This window comes from Corynebacterium poyangense (genome assembly GCF_014522205.1).
Taxonomy (GTDB): Bacteria; Actinomycetota; Actinomycetes; order Mycobacteriales; family Mycobacteriaceae; genus Corynebacterium; species Corynebacterium poyangense.
On record NZ_CP046884.1, the window covers coordinates 602,088 to 619,570 of the forward strand.

Genomic DNA, 17,483 nt, shown 5'->3' on the forward strand with positions numbered 1-17,483 from the left:
TGGGGAGTCCGGGTGTGAGTTAGCGAGGAATGATCCTAGGCTTTGAGCTCTTCAATTACCGCATTGAAAGCGCTTGAAGGACGCATGACCGCAGTGGTCTTTTGATCATCGGGCAAGTAGTAGCCACCTAGGTCAGTTGCCTGTCCCTGATTATCGAGAAGGTCTTGATCAATCTTCGCTGCATTTTCTGCCAGCGCCTTAGCCACCGGTGCGAAAGTCGCAGCTAAATCGCTATCTTCGGATTGTTGTGCCAACTCCTCTGCCCAGAAATAGGTCAAGTAGAAGTGGCTTCCACGATTGTCAATCTCTCCAACCTTGCGGGATGGGGACTTCCCTTCGTTGAGCAGCCGCTCGGTTGCTTTATCCAGGGCGCTAGCTAACACGGCCGCCTTGGGGGCGTCGCCAGTGTGCGCACAGTGCCGCAGAGATTCAGCCAGAGCAAGGAACTCGCCCAAGGAGTCCCAGCGCAAGTGATTTTCCTCGAGAACCTGTTGAACGTGCTTAGGGGCAGAACCGCCTGCGCCGGTTTCAAAGAGGCCGCCACCTGCCATCAATGGCACGACGGAGAGCATCTTTGCGGAGGTGCCCAATTCCAGAATGGGGAACAGGTCGGTGTTGTAGTCACGCAGCACGTTACCGGTTACCGAGATGGTGTCTTCACCCCGGCGGATACGCTCGACGGAGAGCTTGGTGGCCTCCACCGGAGACAGAATCTGAATGTCAAGTCCCTCAGTGTCGTGATCTTTGAGGTACTTGTTGACCAATTCAATCAGGTTGCGGTCATGAGCGCGTTCGGGATCAAGCCAGAACACCGCAGGCGTTCCAGAGAGACGGGAGCGAGTAACCGCCAGTTTGACCCAATCTTGGATGGGAGCATCTTTGGTTTGGCAGGCGCGCCAGATATCGCCAGCTTCAACCTGGTGTTCCATAAGTATGTCGCCGGCAGAGTTGGTGATTTTTACGGTGCCATCAGCAGGAATACGGAAAGTCTTGTTATGAGAGCCGTATTCTTCAGCTTTCTGCGCCATGAGCCCCACGTTGGGGACAGTGCCCATGGTGGCGGGGTCATAAGCTCCGTGGGCTTTACAGTCTTCAATAACTGCCTGGTAGACCCCGGCGTAGGAGGAATCCGGAATAACGGCAAGGGTATCTTGCTCTTCATCATTCTTGTTCCACATGTGTCCGGAGGTCCGGATCATGGCCGGCATGGAGGCGTCGACGATCACATCGGATGGAACATGGAGGTTGGTAATTCCCTTATGAGAATTCACCATCGCCAAGTCCGGTCCCTGTGCGAGCGCCTCATCAAAAGCTGCACGAATTTCGGCACCGTTAGCGAGTTCTTCTAAGCCAGAGTAAATGGCACCTAAACCGTTTTCTCCGTTCAAGCCTGCTGCGTTGAGCTCATCGCCGTATTTATCAAATACATCAGCAAAAAAGGCGCGCACAACATGCCCGAAGAGGATGGGGTCAGAAACCTTCATCATGGTGGCTTTGAGATGAACTGAGAACAGCACACCTTCTTCTTTGGCCCGCGCAACCTGTGCAGCGAGGAAGTCGTCGAGCGCTTTAGCGGACATGAAAGTACCATCGACGACCTCTCCGGCTTGCACCTTCAGATCATTCTTCAGTACCTGTTCGCCCTCGGAGGTGTGCAATGAGATGGTTAAGGTGTCCTCAGCGGGAAGAATCACCGACTTCTCATTATGGCGGAAATCATTGTTGTCCATGGTGGCAACGTTGGTTTTAGAATCTGCGCTCCAAGCACCCATCGAATGCGGGTGCGCCTTAGCGAAATTCTTCACGGCGACGGGGGCGCGACGATCCGAGTTGCCCTCACGTAAAACAGGATTAACCGCGGAACCCTTGACTGCGTCATAGCGCTCACGAATGTCTCGCTCTTCATCAGTTTCTGGGTTCGCCGGATAATCAGGAATGTCAAAACCCTTTGACTGCAATTCCTTAATAGCAGCCGTAAGCTGCGGAACCGAAGCAGAAATATTAGGTAACTTGATGATATTAGCTTCCGGAGTTTTTGCCAGTTCACCGAGCTCAGCAAGATGATCCCCGATGCGTTGCTCCTCACTTAGGCGCTCCGGGAACTGGGCCAGAATACGGCCAGCCAAAGAAATATCCCGAGTCTCTACCTCGATACCAGCAGTGGCAGCGAAAGCCTCCACAACCGGCTTTAAGGAATAAGTAGCCAACAAAGGTGCTTCGTCAGTACGGGTGTAAATAATTTTAGCCAATGTCACTCCCTGAAATAGTTATGAGGTACGGACCCTAGAATACTGAGTACCGCGCGGTCGGGGGTGGTAGGGAGGGGAAGAAAATGAGAAAGTTGCTGTCTGGTAGTAGAAATCACAGCAAAAAGCAGAATCTGTGGGGTTCACATCGGTAGGTAGGAGATTCTCCACGCAGAGACGTCGTCGGGGCAGAATTCCGCGAGGAGGAACAGCCCGAGAGCTAGGAAGAGACGGGCTCCCCTCGCTGATCTAGCTCAGCAATTGTGAGGAATGAAACTCATTAGGAAAACCAAATTCCTTGTTGATAACAAGAACTGCTAGGGTTCCCCTCCGTGACTCAAGTCGGAATTCGTCGTCGTCCCTTACCTCGTCAAACCCAGATTTCTCAGCAGCGTCGTCTCCTCGTCATGCTGGTGTTTTCCCTTGGCGGTTTTGGAATAGGAACCACCGAATTCGTTTCCATGGGGTTGCTCAATATGATCGCGAAAGACTTCGCTGTCACTGAAGATACGGCCGGACACATCATCTCCGGCTACGCTCTCGGGGTGGTGATCGGCGCTCCAGTGCTGGCGGCGTTAACCGGGAAAATCCCTCGCCGTCGCCTCCTACTTTTCCTCATGGCAGCCTTTAGTCTCGGAAACGGCCTAACCATGCTGGCCCACAACTACCCCACACTGCTTCTAGCCCGTTTTATCGCAGGTTTCCCCCATGGTGCCTATTTCTCCGTCGCAGGGTTGTCCGCTGCATCCATGGCTCCGAAAGGGGAGCGCGGACGAGCCTTAGCTTTCGTCGGAATGGGGCTTTCAGTTTCTCTAGTTTTCGGTGTGCCCCTAGCTCAAGGTCTAGGTCAGGCACTGGGGTGGAAAGCCGCCTACGGAGTGGTCACTCTCATTGGCATCATCACCGTGGTATCGCTATGGTTCCTCATGCCGCACATGACCGAAATGAAGCCCACCAACCCGCACACTGAGCTTGGGGCGCTAGGGAAACCGCAGGTGTGGTTAACCGTCCTCATGGGCACCGTGGGATTCGGCGGAATGTTCGCTGTTTATACCTACATCTCGTGGACTATGACTGAGCGCGCCGGGCTTCCCGCAGAACTCATGCCCCTGGTGCTAACGATGTACGGAATTGGCTCAGTAGTGGGAAATTGGCTCGGGGGACGTCTCGCAGACCGCGACCTGGAAAAGGGAATTCTTCTTGCCTTCTCCCTCATTGCGGTGGCTTTAGTGGGGTTCTATATCACCAGCACTCACCCAATTCTCGGAAGTATCAACTTCGGGTTCATTGGCTTATGCGGTTCAGCGCTTATTCCGAGTTTGCAAATCCGACTCATGGAAGTTGCGGGAAAAGCACAGACGCTAGCGGCAGCGCTTAATCAATCCGCCCTCAATCTGGCCAATGCCGGTGGTGCGGCCTTAGGCGGGGCAGTTATTGCCGCAGGATATAGCTACTCAGCCCCAGCACTTGCCGGAGCAGGCTTAGCAATTCTCGCTATGATCATGTGGGTTCCGGCGTATCTCTTACGTCGCCAAGACATACTCAAGAACAGCCGATAACAAGGTAGGACAGATGAGCTTGCAGATCTCCACGGTGAACGTCAACGGTATTCGGGCAGCGGTGAAAGAGCGCTCCGCGGAGAATAAGGGATTCCTAGCCTGGTTAGAGCAATCTGATTCCGATGTCGTACTCCTCCAGGAAGTTCGCGCCACCCTGGCTCAAACAGAGGCGGCGCTAGCTCCAGCGCTCGCCGCAGGATGGCACTATGTGGGCGCCCCAGCAGCAGCAAAGGGACGCGCCGGGGTAGGAGTTTTGAGCCGGAAAAACCTCGACGACGTGCAGGTGGGTTTTGGTTCTTTCCAGGATTCTGGTCGGTGGATTGAAGGCAATTATGACGGAGTCCAGATAGCTAGCCTGTATTTGCCCTCTGGTTCTGCAGATACCCTGAAACAAGATGAAAAGTATCGTTTCCTTGATGAATTTACCGAGATATTAGAGGAACGTGCGCGCGATCACCAATACATGGTTATTGGTGGGGATTGGAATATTTGCCATCGTCAAGAAGATTTAAAAAACTGGCGGGCGAACCAGAAGAAATCAGGGTTTCTTCCCGATGAGCGGCTATTTATGGATTCTGTTTTTGGTGCCTTCCCGGACGAAGAATCTCAGGTTCAACAAGGCGGTGGAGAATACGCCGGGGCGGTCGAGTATCGCAGCGATGTGCGTCGGACCGCAGCAATAAATCCGCAATGGTTTGACATTCAGCGCCATCTTCAGCCGGAAGGAAGCGGACCTTATACCTGGTGGACATATCGGGGACAGGCTTTTAATAATGATGCTGGTTGGCGTATCGACTACCAAGCGGGCACGAGGGACATGCTCAACCGTGCTGAATCTTTTCATATCGGAAAAGCCTCGACCGTGGAAAATCGGTGGTCGGATCACGCCCCGCTGACTGTGCGCTATCGGTGAGGGGATCCGCGCTAGAGTGCGGGGAAACCCTCGTCACCCGGTGCCGAAGAAGCACGGGACACTTGGTATATTAAAGGTTCAGCTTAAGAAAATTTCTTCGCCAAAGGGGTTGTTCTCTCATGCGGATTGCACTTGAGGTTGTTATCGGAGCCATTATTTTGGCTTTGGGTGTTTGGTGGATGACGTTTGCTCAGCATTCGATCAATGGCATTCTTTCGGCATTAGTTGCTGCCTTAGGTGGTGGATTAATTGTGATAGCACTAAGCCGGGTTCTGAATATCTATTCCCCCACGTCTGAAGATTTAGGGAAATAACCCACAGATAGTTCTCTCGACGTAGCCGTTGGGCAGGGACTGTTAAACTCTGGAGATTATGAGTGACAACGTCTCTGCTTCCAACGATAAAAAGCCTCGAATTCTCTCGGGGATTCAACCAACTGCTGATTCTTATCATCTTGGTAATTACCTCGGTGCTCTCAAGCAGTGGATTGATCTCCAAGATAATTACGAGGCTTTTTATTTTATCCCCGATTTGCACGCCATTACCGTCGATCAAGATCCTGCGGAATTACGCGCCCGGACTATCACGGGGGTAGCGCAGCTTTGCGCTTTGGGAATTGACCCAGAAAAGGCCACTCTTTTTGTTCAATCTCATGTGCCAGAACACGTGGAATTGGGATGGGTGCTGAACTGTATCACGGGCTATGGCGAAGCGGCGCGAATGACGCAGTTTAAAGACAAAGCCCTGAAACAAGGTGCGGATCGAACCTCGGTGGGGCTTTTTACCTATCCGATCTTGATGGCAGCCGATATTTTGCTCTACCGGCCCCAATTTGTTCCGGTGGGGGAGGATCAACGTCAGCATTTGGAGTTGACGCGTAACCTCGCTGAGCGATTTAATCATCGCTTCGGGAAGACCTTCCAGGTTCCTGAGGGGATTATCCCTGAGGGTGCGGCGAAGATCTATGATCTTCAAAATCCGACGGCAAAAATGTCGAAGTCCACGGCTAACCCTAAAGGCTTAATTAATCTTTTGGATGATCCTCGGGTTTCAGGGAAGAAGATTCGTTCCGCTGTGACTGACAACGATGGTGAAGTGAGGTTTGATCGGGAGAATAAGCCCGGGGTCTCTAACTTATTAATTATTCAGGCTGCGTTGAGCAACAAAGATGTCCATGAGCTAGCCGCGAGCTATGAAGGTCAAGGCTATGGTGCGCTGAAGAAAGATACTGCCGACGCTCTGGAAGCCTTTGTCACTCCCTTAAAGTCCCGATATGAGGAGTATCTCTCAGACCGCGCTGAGCTAGAGAATATTCTGGCGAAGGGAGCCGAACGGGCTAGCGAGATTGCTTCCAAGGTCATGGCAGAGGTGTATGACCGGGTCGGATTTTTAGCTGCTGCGCGACGCCACTAACCCCCAGTGGCGCCTTAGCCTCAATTCGAGGGAAGATCAGCGGAAATAAAGATGCAAAATTCCTCTCTTTTCCGTATCGTAAGAGAAGTTTAACGCATTCTTATGGGAAGGTTAGAACGTGGCAGCGAGCACGCAGTCAGATCGCCGGCACACCGATGTGTACGGCATCGAACGGGTGAACCAAGACAATCTCGGCTTTGTTGACAAACTCCGGGAGCGCTGGGACTGGTTTGACCACATCATGCTCATGCAGGAACGCTATTCTGCGCACGGTGGTAATCAATACTCTGCGGGTATTACGTATTTTTCTGTACTCGCTATCTTCCCGATCCTGATGTTGGTTTTCGCTAGCCTAGGATTTGTCCTGGCAGCAAACCCGGATCGTCTTAACGACATCCAAAATTACATCACCGGAGCCGTCGATGGTGATATGTCAGAAATCCTCAACCAGATTATTGAAACAGCTATCAAGCAACGTGGAACAGTTGCTGGTTTAGGTGCTCTTACTACGCTGTGGTCCGGCTTAGGATGGATGAATAACCTCCGCTATGGGGTGTCGAAAATGTGGCGGCTCGATCCCACCGACGGAAACTTCGCGGTGAAGAAACTCCTCGACCTCCTCGGTTTGCTTGGGCTATTAATCTCCTTCGTCGTGGCGTTCGGTATCACCGCCGTCGGTTCCTCCGGTCTTACTACTCGACTCATCGAAATGGTGGGACTGGAGAATATCCCCGGCATCAATATCATCACCACCTTGGTGGCCATTCTGCTTGGCCTTGTGGCTAACTTCCTCGTCATGCTCTGGATGATTATGTATCTGCCACGCACCAAAGTTCCACCACGTTCCGGGGTAAAAGCAGCCATCCTCGGCGCCTTCGGCTTCGAAGTCATCAAACAGCTAGGGTCGCTCTTCTTCTCCAATGCACTATCTAATCCTGCCGGTGCGGCTTTCGGCCCCATCATCGGCCTGATGGTGGTTCTGTATCTGGTATGGCGAATTGTTCTTTACTGCTCCGCGTGGGCAGCTACCACCGAGGAGTCTCTGCAACTCACTAAATTGCCGGCCCCAGAACCAGCAGTCATCCGGGTGCGTCAAGACATCAACCATGGGCCAGGTACCGGAACCATGCTGGGTATTGGCGCAGGTCTCGGGGCGATTGCTGCCGGACTTGCTGCCCTCTTGCGTCGCTAGAACAGGCGCTCAGTTAGGTTCGACGCCCACCTAGGCGCCATACCACGCGTGCCGCAGCAGCCAAAGCAATAATTCCGGCAACGATCCCGATCGCCAGATAGAGCGGTCGGGTTTGTTGCTTCTCAGCTGTCCCATCGCGTTCATATGCATCATCGATGGGCTGAGCGCCAGGCGTCGGACTCGGTGAATCCGAGGATGCTTCCTCAAATGTCGCGGGTGTTCCTAAAGTCCCGACGCCCGATCCTCGCGGCACCTGATCAGCTTCCGCCAAGAGTTTTTGCGCCTGCTCCCACGGGCGTCCCTTATCCACGGTGGTATCGAGCAAAACTGCAACGAGGCGTCGACCATGAGAATCAACAGCGCCGACGAACGTATGATTGGCGTCATCGGTATATCCCGTTTTCCCGCCGATTCCGTGGTCATCGTTTAACAGCAATCCATTATCATTCCACACCTCAAATCCTGGATTCTTACCCCAACCAGGGAAATCGATGTGGTCGGTTGCCACCGCCTGCGCAAAAACCGGGTTTTGCCAGGCTGCTTGATAAAACCTCGCTAGATCGATGGCCGAAGAACTTTGCCCTAAGTGATCCAGTCCTGTGTAATCCATCACCCGAGTATCTTGGGCTCCTAAGTGTTGCGCCAGGTCATTGACCAAAGACAAGGTGGTCTCATCTCCACCTAGTTCCTCAGCAAGAGCTTTGGCAGCATCATTCCCGCTGGCTAATAGCAACCCATAAAGTAATTCTCGGTTACTATAGGTTCCCCCAGGGCCAATCCCAACCCGTGACCCCTCCATGTCCGCGGCCTCTGAAGACGCTACCACCTTGTGCTCCAGATCCAGGTGGTCAATAGCTACTAAGGCTAACAAGACTTTGATGACACTTGCCGGGCGATAGCGTCCATGGGGATCTTTAGCCGCAATAACTTCTCCGGAATCTAAATCAGCTACGAGCCACGCTGAGGCTAAAACTTCCTCGGGAACATGGAATCCGGCCGGCGCGATTACTCCACAGGACTCAAACCCATCAGAGTTTTCCTGAACCGGTAACGGGGCCGGTGTGCTCATTCCCGGCAACGGGGTCTCAGAAGTACTGCGGGCTGAGGGAGGAGTTAAACGTTGAGGGCACTTATCAGTATTGGGTGCCTGGTTTCGGCTGGCGGGAGGAAAATCCTCGGCGTAGGCAACCGGTGCAAGTGGGCCTAGATACAAAGAAGTACTTAAGACTGCGCACACCATCGCAGTAAGGCTGCGGCAGCAAAGCTGATGGAGCAACATGATGAGTTGATGATAGCGAGGTCTAAGGTAGTGGCATGGTTGACATTCCGGTTATTGATACAGATCCCCAACACAAGCACCCCAGTGAGGGGGTTTTAGCAAATTTGCCCAAGCTCTCCCTCGGCTTGCCCTACTCTGAAGAAACGGTCCAGGACCTGCACGCAGCAGGGGTAGTTTATGCTGAATTGCTGCTTCCAGCCGGTTCTTCAGATTTTCCGCAACACGAGGGCATAGATATCCGCTATCTTATCACCGGCCATACTCTGTCCGACGCCCGCTATGCTCTTTCTCACCACGGGTCTCAGGTCGTAGGTTTCGCGATTGATGCTGAACCAGAAGAAGGAGTCCTTGATCTCCTTGCTGAGCACTGGATGCCAGTCAGCGGACGGTTGGAGGACCTACCTCATGGAGCCGTGCAGCGGGTATCCTGCGCCAGCGAAATCTGTGATGATTTTGGGGCGAATGAGGAGGGAATCACCCTCGGTGGGCGTTCTTCCTGGATTCGCGATAGGCGAATAGCGGTATTGCTCGATAGCTCAGGAGAAGACCTCGGCGATCATCCTCTGCCTCTTCTGCGTGACTTAGGGATGGCCTGCATTCCGGTAACTCAGGCTGCTGAAATTCTGCCAGAGATGCACGGCCTGGTTGAAGGATTTAGTTATGATCCAGCGGAATTCTTAGAAATTCTCTCCGATGGGTTAGACGCCTCCTTCTTAAGCCTCCCGGAACGTTCCGCCCTCTTCCATCAAGTATTTTTGCCCGCCTACCAGGAATTAGCCGATCCGGAATCCGAACCTGACAGTGATCCAGATGCGGCCTCAGAAGTGCACGCTAACGACACGGAGGTCACGGAGGCGCCCCGATTCTCACATGATGTCTGGCATCATGCTCAGCATCATCACGATGATTCTCCTGGGGATAAGGATGGCGGGATCTCGCTGCGCATGGATTTTTAGCTCAGCGTCAGAGAGATGACTTATCCGGCAGTTAGGACTTAGAGAAGCGCTTCGTCAGCATGTTTTCTAAGTCCTGCCATCCTTCGGCATGGTCAGTGTAAGGAGCGGAAGGAACATAACCAGAGGTTCCCGTTGAGCCCACCATGTAGGAGATATAATCCTGCATCCGGGGATTACTCAGGAAATAGGAGTTCAAAGAATCATCCTCGGCCCAATCCGCAGCGTCCGCCATGAGCTCATAGGCGCGTTCAAGCTGCGTCGTATCAACATTGTCGGGGCCAGATTCAATATCTTTTACCAACCCGGTGAAGGAATAGGAGTTATCCGGGTGGACAGTGACGTCTAATTCCCCGGCCTTCGCTAGGGTTAAAAGGTCTTCCCAGGTAGAAAGCTTCGCCAAGCTGTGTTCCTGGTGATCGGCGATCCATCGGGCCAAGCTCTTGGAGTTAGGGAAAGTAAAGATTTCACCGTATCGACCCAAAAATACCGGTGCCTTATCCACGTAGGTGCGTAAGGTGTAGAGGGTCCGGCCGTTGATGCTAATACGCACTGGATCAATTCCCGCAGCAGCCCACGGCGAAGAATCGTAGGGGTCTGCCTTTCCTTCTTCAGCTTGTTTTTGTTGTTCGGTTAATTCTCGGGCTTGCTTGGCCGCTTCGGTGTCTGACTCAATCTTAGTCTTTGCAGCGTCGACAGCATCTGGCTCTACGTCGACCACGGTGATAGCGTCATCGAGATCTGTGACGACGGCACGCCAATTGTCAAGGACCGCTCGACCAATTGCGGACCATTCGGACAGGCCAGCTGAGCCAGAGAAATGTTCAGGGCCGCGGTCGACATTGCCGAGTACTGAGTGAGAAGCAAAAAAGACGTTGATGTGGTCGGCGCTGCAGACTGAACCTAGGGCTCGAGTGACGCGGAAAATACGGGAAATCTCTTTGACCGTGGTGTAGCCTGGCCGGTCGGCGAGAAGCGCTGGGGCTCCGATGATGTCTAATTCGTGATCTTGGTCAGGGACGACGCGAGTAGCATCGCCGCTGGCAAATGCCTGCCAGCGAGGATGGTTTTTGAGATCATGGTTGCGGTCAGATTCGAGGAAAGCGAGGAGTTCTTCGAGGCTTCGGAAAACAAAAAGCTGATCTTTGTCGCCTAGGAAGGCAGTCCACTCTGAGCCGTTTTCCCGCCAGGAGGGGGCCCATAGGGTGAAGAAATCCCCCTCGGTAAGAGAAAGGGATACCGGAACGATCGTGGACTTTTCACTCATGCCCGATCATTTTAGACCAACGTGGGACAAGAGTTATCCGGTAGGCCGATAAAAACCCTTAAAGGTCATGCCCATATTGGTGGTTCTGAGCGGGTTGGATTGAACTGGATCTCCGGCTTCGATTATTTCGCCATTCCCGGCGTACATTGCCACATGTCCATCCCACACCACGAGATCTCCGGGTGCTAGTTCCTCAGCGCTTACTGCTCTGCCGACTGTTTGTTCTTCTGCTAGTCGAGGAAGCTCCACCCCAGCTTGGCGCCAAGACCATTGAGTTAATCCGCTACAGTCAAATCCTCCATCTCCGGTTCCACCCCACAGATACGGAGTGCCTAGCTGGCTGCGTGCTGCGGCTACTGCAGCCTGCCCTGCGTTGTTGAGTGGAGCGGGTGGAGTCTCTGCTACACCGGGCATCTGAGAATCAAGATCATTACTAGTTGTTCCTGGGTGCGGCAATTCTGCTGGATGGTCAGCACTAAGAGCGATGGTGTTCAGTTCCATGACGGTGGGAGAAAGCGTTTGTTCCAGTTCATTAGCACGTAGTTGCGCCCGCGCTAGATAGGTGTTGGCCAGGTGCTGAAGTTGGGCCAGCCGTAAGGCTGATTCTCCTGGTATCGGGGAGATGAGGCGGCACGCCAGGGGAATTGCTGTGCTCAAAAATTCCTGTCCCAACTGTCCAAACTCAAGTCGAGTCTCGTCGATAGTGTGCGCTGCCTGATCTAGTAGTTCACCTACTCGAGTCTGATCCTTGCTCAGATTATGGGCTGCTTGCACAATCCCTTGTCCTTCTGCACCGAGGTACTGCGCTAGGGGTAGTGCTACGTGTAAATCCGGGATTGTGGGAAATAGTGGGGGAATAAGCGGAGTGGGGGTGAGGGTGTCAAGAGCTGAAAGGACGCTGATCACTGGGATCATGGCTGTCCTCCCAGGTTGACGGAATTGACCTGTTCTTGCTGCTCAATATGTCCGACGGAGGTGAGAGAGTTTTCCGCTAGTTGTTGGCCGACAGCAAAAAGAATGTGGGTTCGTCGGGTCGTGGAATCAATCGCAGCTTGCGCGGCCTGGCGAAGTGCTATGACTGGTGGGTTACTCGGGAGCTCGGGTGGGCGCAGGAGTTCTGATGACTGTCGAGTCTGGTGGTGCAATTCCTGGGCGAGGCGTCGGGCGTGCTCTGCGTCAAGGTGAAGAATGTGACCTAAAATGCTCATATTTCTATGGACTGCATGGTCGGGGGATTCGGTTCCCAAACGTGCTGAAGAAGTAGTATGAACAGCATGGAAATCAAGATTGTCGATCATCCCTTAGCTTTGGCTCGCTTAACGATTTTGCGGGATGAACGCAGTGATAATTCTGTTTTTCGAGCGGCTGCTGCGGATCTAGGGACAATGCTGGTCTATGAGGCTGCTCGGGATTTGCCGGTCACCAATTTTGAGACCACCACACCGGTGGGTGTTGCGGAAGGAACCCGATTAGAAAACCCTCCGATCATTGTTCCTATTATTCGTGCCGGGTTAAGCATGATTGAACCAGCTTTATCAATGATCCCTGATGCTCAGGTGGGTTTTATTGGCCTAGCTCGGGATGAAAAGACGCATCAGCCAGTGCCCTATCTAGAAGCCCTACCGTCAGATCTCACCAATCAGCCGGTGTTCATTGTGGACCCTATGCTTGCTACGGGTGGATCATTATTAAATGCTCTTCAGCTTCTTGCTGATCGTGGAGCCACTGATATTACCGCGGTGTGCATGATTAGCGCTCAGCCCGGTGTGGACGCTCTGGAACACTCTGGATTGCCGGTGCGTTTAGTCACCACGTGTATTGACCCTCAACTCAACGAGGATGCCTACATTGTTCCTGGTCTAGGCGACGCCGGGGACCGACTCTACGGACCGCGCAATATTGACCTTTAAGGAAGTAAACAAGGGGAGGGCATTGCCCGGGTTTTGACTGATCCGCCGTGAGCTCTTAGCTGTTGTGGTAACGAAACCGCCCACCCCATGCCCAATATATTTGGCAGACATTCAGATGTATTGTGTTCACCCTTAGGAATGTGGCAGAACGACAAAGCCAATTGCGATGGGAAAGCTACGGGCATCAGCTCGCTGAGAACATCCGAGAGCTAAGGAAGCGGCGGGGTCTTAGTCAAGAAGAATTAGCGGAGCTAGCTAATCTTTCGCGCAATCAGATTTCCAACCTTGAGCGAAACGATCATAACGGAATAGGGACAGCCAACCCCACCTTATCTACGATCTATCAAATTGCTCGGGGTTTAGGCGTGATGCCTATTGTGGTGCTGCCCGGTGCTGTTCACGAAGTCGCCGATGTCTGCACTGATGCTGGTTTAGATCGACCAATGCAATTTCGCTGGTACGGCATCGACGTTGAGTTCCCCTCGGATGATTCAGAAGATACCCAAGCTGCTCTTTCTGCCGCCCAAGAAGAATTAGATAACTTGGCTGCTGAGCCCATATCCTTATTGGGAACTCGGCAGTTGCCGCCAAAGTATCCCCACTCGCCTTAGTTTTGGTGGGGTCAAGCACACCAAGCCTTCCCTGCTGGAAGTACACTGCCTAAGCAGATAGCACAGTTTTTTATATGGACTATTTAAGGGATGGCACCGAAGGATGGGAATCGCAGCCAAAGTTGACCAGTGGATCCACCACAACCACAACACCATTCTGGGCTGGCGTCGTCACCTCCACTCACATCCGGAGCTTTCCAACATGGAATACCGGACCACTGATTATCTAGCTGAGGTTTTACGCGATCACGGACTTAAACCTCAGCGCTTTCCTGGAACCGGGCTGATGGTCGATATAGGTCCTTCCCAGGGCTCACGCCTAGCCTTCCGGGGCGATATTGATGCGCTCCCTATTACCGAAACCACCGACGTGGAATTTAAATCCCAAGAAGTCGGGGTTATGCACGCCTGCGGACATGATGTCCACGCCACGTTGTGTTTGGGTCTTGCCTGCGCTTTAGCGGAATGCGCTGAAGATTTGGACGGGGGAATCCGGATCATTTTCCAACCAGCTGAAGAAGTGATGGACGGAGGGGCTCCTCAAGTGATCACCTGGGGGGCGTTAGAGGATGTGAGTGCCATCTATGCGGTTCACGTCGAACCCAAACTCAAAGTCGGACAAATAGGGCTTCGAGTCGGTGCCATCACCTCTGCCTCTGACATCGTAACAATCAAGGTTTCTGGACCCGGAGGGCATAGTTCGCGGCCGCATTTAAGTGCTGACGTTGTTTATGCGTTGGGTAAGTTAGCTACTGATCTACCTGGCTTATTTTCTCGACGAGTAGACCCTCGCACCGGAACGGTGCTGGTGTTCGGCAGTATTAATGCTGGTTACGCCCCTAACGCGATACCAGAAACAGGGGAAATCTCTGGAACCCTCCGCACCGCAGATATCGGGGTGTGGCGCAGCATTCAACCAGAATTTGAAGAACTCGTCCACCAGGTTTTAGCCCCCACTGGATGTCATGGAGAAGTGATCTATACCCGTGGGGTGCCGCCAGTCCAAAATGATGATGTCGCTACTGCCTTAATGGCCGACGCAGTCCGCAGTATTGATCCCAGCGCTATCGTCCAAGCCCCGCAATCTTCCGGGGGAGAAGACTTCTCGTGGTACTTAGAACACGTCCCCGGATCTATGGCGAGGCTAGGGTGCTGGGATGGGCGCGGCTCACCCCAAGACCTTCACCAGGCAGATTTGCGGGTCGATGAACGATGCCTCGATATAGGTATCCGGCTTTTTGGTGCTGTGGTAGACCAATACCAGGCCAGCGCTTGCCGCGGAGAATTCCTCAATTAAGCTGAAAATTAGTACTTAAACACAAAACACCTCTCAAGGAGAACAGTTGAGTAATCGAATCGTCATCATTGGCGGTGGCCCCGGTGGTTATGAGGCAGCCTTAGCCGGCGCGAAATACGGTGCGGAGATCACCCTGATTGAGGAACATGGCCTTGGTGGCTCCGCAGTCATTCTTGACTGTGTTCCTTCCAAATCTTTTATTGCAGGTACGGGAATCAAAACAGACCTTCGTCGGGCAGATGACATGGGCTTAGACAAAGGTATCGGAGAAGCACATCTTCATCTTGATATCCTCAACCAGCGGGTGATGGATCTAGCGCAGCAACAATCCAAGGATATTCGCGCGCAGATGGAGCGCATTGGGGTGCGGGTCATTGATGGCCGCGGGCGATTTGATGATTACAAAGCTAAGCAAACGACCCACTACATCAAGGTGGAGCATAGCGATGGCACAGAAGAGACCATTGAATGTGATTTGGTGCTTATTGCTACGGGGGCGCGTCCAAGGATTTTGCCGGGAGCGGAACCAGATGGTGAGCGGATTTTAACCTGGCAGCAAATCTATAATCTCAAAGAGTTACCAGAGCACCTCATCGTGGTGGGATCAGGTGTCACTGGTGCGGAGTTCGTGTCTGCCTTCGCGGAAATGGGCGTCAAGGTCACGATGGTGGCTTCTCGTGACCGAATTCTGCCTCATGATGATGCCGATGCCGCAGACGTCTTGGAAACCGTGCTAGCGGAGCGGGGAGTGCAGCTAGAAAAACATGCGCGAGTAGAAAGCGTGGTGCGTGAAGGTAACGGCGTCATTGTTAAAACCGCAGATGAACGAGAGATTCGGGGTTCTCATGCGTTGATGACCGTGGGCTCGGTGCCAAACACAGAGGATCTTGGGTTAGCTGAGGTCGGGGTAGAACAAGATCCCTCGGGGCGCATTAAGGTGGATCGTGTTTCGCGAACCTCCGTTGCCGGAGTCTATGCCGCCGGTGACTGCACCGATCTTTTCCCCTTAGCCTCGGTTGCCGCCATGCAAGGCCGCATTGCTATTTATCACGCTCTCGGTGAAGGTGTTTCCCCTTTGCGGCTTAAGACTGTAGCTCAGGCGGTGTTTACCCGCCCAGAGATCGCTTCAGTAGGAGTGACCCACAAACAAGTTATGGATGGGGAGGTTTCTGCTCGAGAAGTGGTTCTCCCCTTAGAAACTAACCCCCGGGCAAAGATGCGGGCACTGCGCCATGGTTTTGTCAAGCTCTTTTGCCGAAAGAATTCTGGTCTCGTAATCGGTGGTGTCGTGGTCGCCCCCACCGCATCTGAACTTATTTTGCCCATTGCTGTGGCTGTGTCGAATCAGCTGACGGTATCTGATTTAGCGGAAACTTTTGCGGTTTATCCTTCCTTATCAGGATCAATCACTGAGGCTGCCCGACGCCTGGTTGCTCATGATGATTTAGGCTAAGTCCGATTCCCGCTTCCAGGGAATGCGGGCAATGTTCGGTATGGCTCATCGACGGTGATATCCAAGTTCAACGCGATGGGCCGATTTTGTTGAGGGAAAGCTCGTTGTGGACATTGAGATCTAACGCATCGAGCGCAACCAGGTCCGATGGGAGTTGCCGACTCTGGGGAAAGGTCTAATCCCCGGCTGTAGATTAATCGTTCTGCCTGGTTAAGGTCACATCCCAAGCCCACGGCAAATTCTTTACGCGGTGCGCCAAACTCCCGAACATTGCCGGCAATTGTTCGGGCAACCCACAAATATCGACGCCCGTCGGGCATTTCTGCCACCTGCCGAGTCACTCTTCCCGGGGTTTCAAAGGCCCGGTGGATCACCCACAGGGGGCAGCTCCCGCCGCTTCGGGCAAAGTGGAAACTCATAGCGGATTGGCGTTTGGATATATTTCCGGCCCGGTCGGTACGGACAAAGAAGAAGGGAACTCCCACTGACCCCGGGCGCTGCAACGTGGACAATCGGTGGCAGATTGATTCGATCCCGGCTCCCCAGTGACGCGATAGCCGATCAATGTCATAGCGATAGTCTTCAGCCGTGGCGAAGAAGTCGGAGTAAGGCAGTGTCACTGCGGCGGCATAGTATTGAGCTAATCCCAGCAGAGCTACTCGTCGAGCCTCTTCATCGCGGAAACTTGCGGCTGAGAGTTCTTCGAGCAGATCACGGTGGGCCAGCAAACCGTATTGAAGAGCAAGTTGGAAACAAATCTGAGCTTCGCTGAGGTCAGCGCGCACATTGAGCTCGCGGCGCTCTGAATCAAACACTCGTCGGGGGCCAGTGACGTTGCGGCGATAGCGTACGGTTACCCCAAGATCATGGTCGAGTGCAGAAGCTAGCCGAGTAAGCCTGATCTGCGCTTGACCGAGTTCCCGAGCATTTTCTTCGCCCAGCCGGTCGAGCTCATCGATATAGTTCCGTGTGTCATAGAAAAAATCTCGGACCTGTTCGAAGGGACCAGGATTAGGGTTCGACGGATGCTGGGTGCTGTCAATCACGGCATCGGCTAATTCTGGGTATCGGGCGATGAAGTCGCGTAGTTGCTCTACGGGAACAGAAGGGAAAGCAGCGCTGAGATCGGCGATTTGTCGAGCATCACGGTCGGGGGAGAAGAATGAGGCATCCACTTTGAACGTGGAGATGAGATTCATTAAGACCGTCACGGTTACCGGACGCTGGTCATTTTCTAACTGGTTGAGGTAGCTAGTGGAAAGGCTCAACTGACGCGCCATTTCTACCTGGGTTAGGTCGAGGCTGGAACGAAGGGCTCGAATCCGGGCACCGGCATAGACTTTCGCCATCAGGGGGATCCTTCAGGAAGGTGACGTGGGCATAGATGCGG

16 protein-coding genes are annotated in these 17,483 nt (G+C 53.3%); 10 read left to right on the top strand and 6 right to left on the bottom strand.

The window, feature by feature from the left end; all coding sequences use genetic code 11:
* Positions 1-35 precede the first annotated feature (35 nt).
* Positions 36-2,249, bottom strand: a complete 2,214-nt coding sequence (locus GP475_RS02890) for an NADP-dependent isocitrate dehydrogenase (protein ID WP_187975160.1) — start codon at positions 2,247-2,249, stop codon at positions 36-38.
* Between the two features lie 329 nt (positions 2,250-2,578).
* Between GP475_RS02890 and GP475_RS02895 the strand changes: the two genes are divergently transcribed.
* From GP475_RS02895 to GP475_RS02915, 5 genes are all read left to right on the top strand, one after another.
* Positions 2,579-3,805, top strand: a complete 1,227-nt coding sequence (locus GP475_RS02895) for an MFS transporter (protein ID WP_224399833.1) — start codon at positions 2,579-2,581, stop codon at positions 3,803-3,805.
* A 19-nt stretch (positions 3,806-3,824) separates the two neighbouring features.
* Positions 3,825-4,718: an exodeoxyribonuclease III gene (locus tag GP475_RS02900; RefSeq protein WP_187975759.1), complete on the top strand. Its 894-nt coding sequence runs from the start codon at positions 3,825-3,827 to the stop codon at positions 4,716-4,718.
* 119 nt (positions 4,719-4,837) lie between these two features.
* Positions 4,838-5,032 carry a hypothetical protein gene (locus GP475_RS02905; RefSeq protein ID WP_187975161.1) on the top strand — a complete coding sequence of 65 codons (195 nt, stop codon included), beginning with the start codon at positions 4,838-4,840 and terminating at the stop codon, positions 5,030-5,032.
* A gap of 58 nt (positions 5,033-5,090) precedes the next feature.
* Positions 5,091-6,131: a tryptophan--tRNA ligase gene (gene trpS / locus GP475_RS02910; protein ID WP_187975162.1), complete on the top strand. Its 1,041-nt coding sequence runs from the start codon at positions 5,091-5,093 to the stop codon at positions 6,129-6,131.
* Positions 6,132-6,249: 118 nt separating this feature from the next.
* Positions 6,250-7,323 (top strand): YhjD/YihY/BrkB family envelope integrity protein, encoded by a 1,074-nt coding sequence (locus GP475_RS02915; RefSeq protein WP_187975163.1) that lies wholly within the window; start codon positions 6,250-6,252, stop codon positions 7,321-7,323.
* Between the two features lie 13 nt (positions 7,324-7,336).
* Here GP475_RS02915 and GP475_RS02920 read toward each other — a convergent pair whose 3' ends face one another.
* Positions 7,337-8,563, bottom strand: a complete 1,227-nt coding sequence (locus tag GP475_RS02920) for a D-alanyl-D-alanine carboxypeptidase family protein (protein ID WP_187975164.1) — start codon at positions 8,561-8,563, stop codon at positions 7,337-7,339.
* Between the two features lie 74 nt (positions 8,564-8,637).
* Here GP475_RS02920 and GP475_RS02925 point away from each other — a divergent pair, with 74 nt between their 5' ends.
* Positions 8,638-9,558, top strand: a complete 921-nt coding sequence (locus GP475_RS02925; protein ID WP_187975165.1) for a hypothetical protein — start codon at positions 8,638-8,640, stop codon at positions 9,556-9,558.
* Between the two features lie 31 nt (positions 9,559-9,589).
* Here the strand turns inward: GP475_RS02925 and GP475_RS02930 are convergent, their stop codons facing one another.
* From GP475_RS02930 to GP475_RS02940, 3 genes are read right to left on the bottom strand one after another with little or no spacing between them, the layout of a single operon-like run.
* Positions 9,590-10,822 carry a hypothetical protein gene (locus tag GP475_RS02930; RefSeq protein ID WP_187975166.1) on the bottom strand — a complete coding sequence of 411 codons (1,233 nt, stop codon included), beginning with the start codon at positions 10,820-10,822 and terminating at the stop codon, positions 9,590-9,592.
* A 33-nt stretch (positions 10,823-10,855) separates the two neighbouring features.
* On the bottom strand, positions 10,856-11,737 hold the full coding sequence (locus GP475_RS02935) for a C40 family peptidase (protein WP_187975167.1): 882 nt from the start codon (positions 11,735-11,737) through the stop codon (positions 10,856-10,858).
* On the bottom strand, positions 11,734-12,030 hold the full coding sequence (locus GP475_RS02940) for a hypothetical protein (protein ID WP_187975168.1): 297 nt from the start codon (positions 12,028-12,030) through the stop codon (positions 11,734-11,736). Before GP475_RS02940 ends, GP475_RS02935 begins: the two co-directional genes overlap by 4 nt.
* A 66-nt stretch (positions 12,031-12,096) precedes the next feature.
* Here GP475_RS02940 and upp point away from each other — a divergent pair, with 66 nt between their 5' ends.
* From upp to GP475_RS02960, 4 genes are all read left to right on the top strand, one after another.
* The gene (gene upp / locus GP475_RS02945) at positions 12,097-12,732 is read left to right on the top strand and encodes a uracil phosphoribosyltransferase (protein WP_187975169.1); all 636 of its coding nucleotides are present in this window, start codon (positions 12,097-12,099) and stop codon (positions 12,730-12,732) included.
* Positions 12,733-12,872: 140 nt separating this feature from the next.
* Entirely contained in the window at positions 12,873-13,343 is a 471-nt protein-coding gene (locus GP475_RS02950) for a helix-turn-helix domain-containing protein (protein WP_187975170.1), read from the top strand.
* Between the two features lie 103 nt (positions 13,344-13,446).
* Positions 13,447-14,640 (top strand): M20 family metallopeptidase, encoded by a 1,194-nt coding sequence (locus tag GP475_RS02955; RefSeq protein WP_187975171.1) that lies wholly within the window; start codon positions 13,447-13,449, stop codon positions 14,638-14,640.
* Positions 14,641-14,686: 46 nt separating this feature from the next.
* Entirely contained in the window at positions 14,687-16,093 is a 1,407-nt protein-coding gene (locus GP475_RS02960) for an NAD(P)H-quinone dehydrogenase (protein ID WP_187975172.1), read from the top strand.
* Here the strand turns inward: GP475_RS02960 and GP475_RS02965 are convergent.
* Complete coding sequence (locus GP475_RS02965; protein ID WP_187975173.1) at positions 16,090-17,442, bottom strand: short-chain fatty acyl-CoA regulator family protein; 1,353 nt, start codon at positions 17,440-17,442, stop codon at positions 16,090-16,092. The genes GP475_RS02960 and GP475_RS02965 overlap by 4 nt on opposite strands.
* Positions 17,443-17,483: the final 41 nt, after the last annotated feature.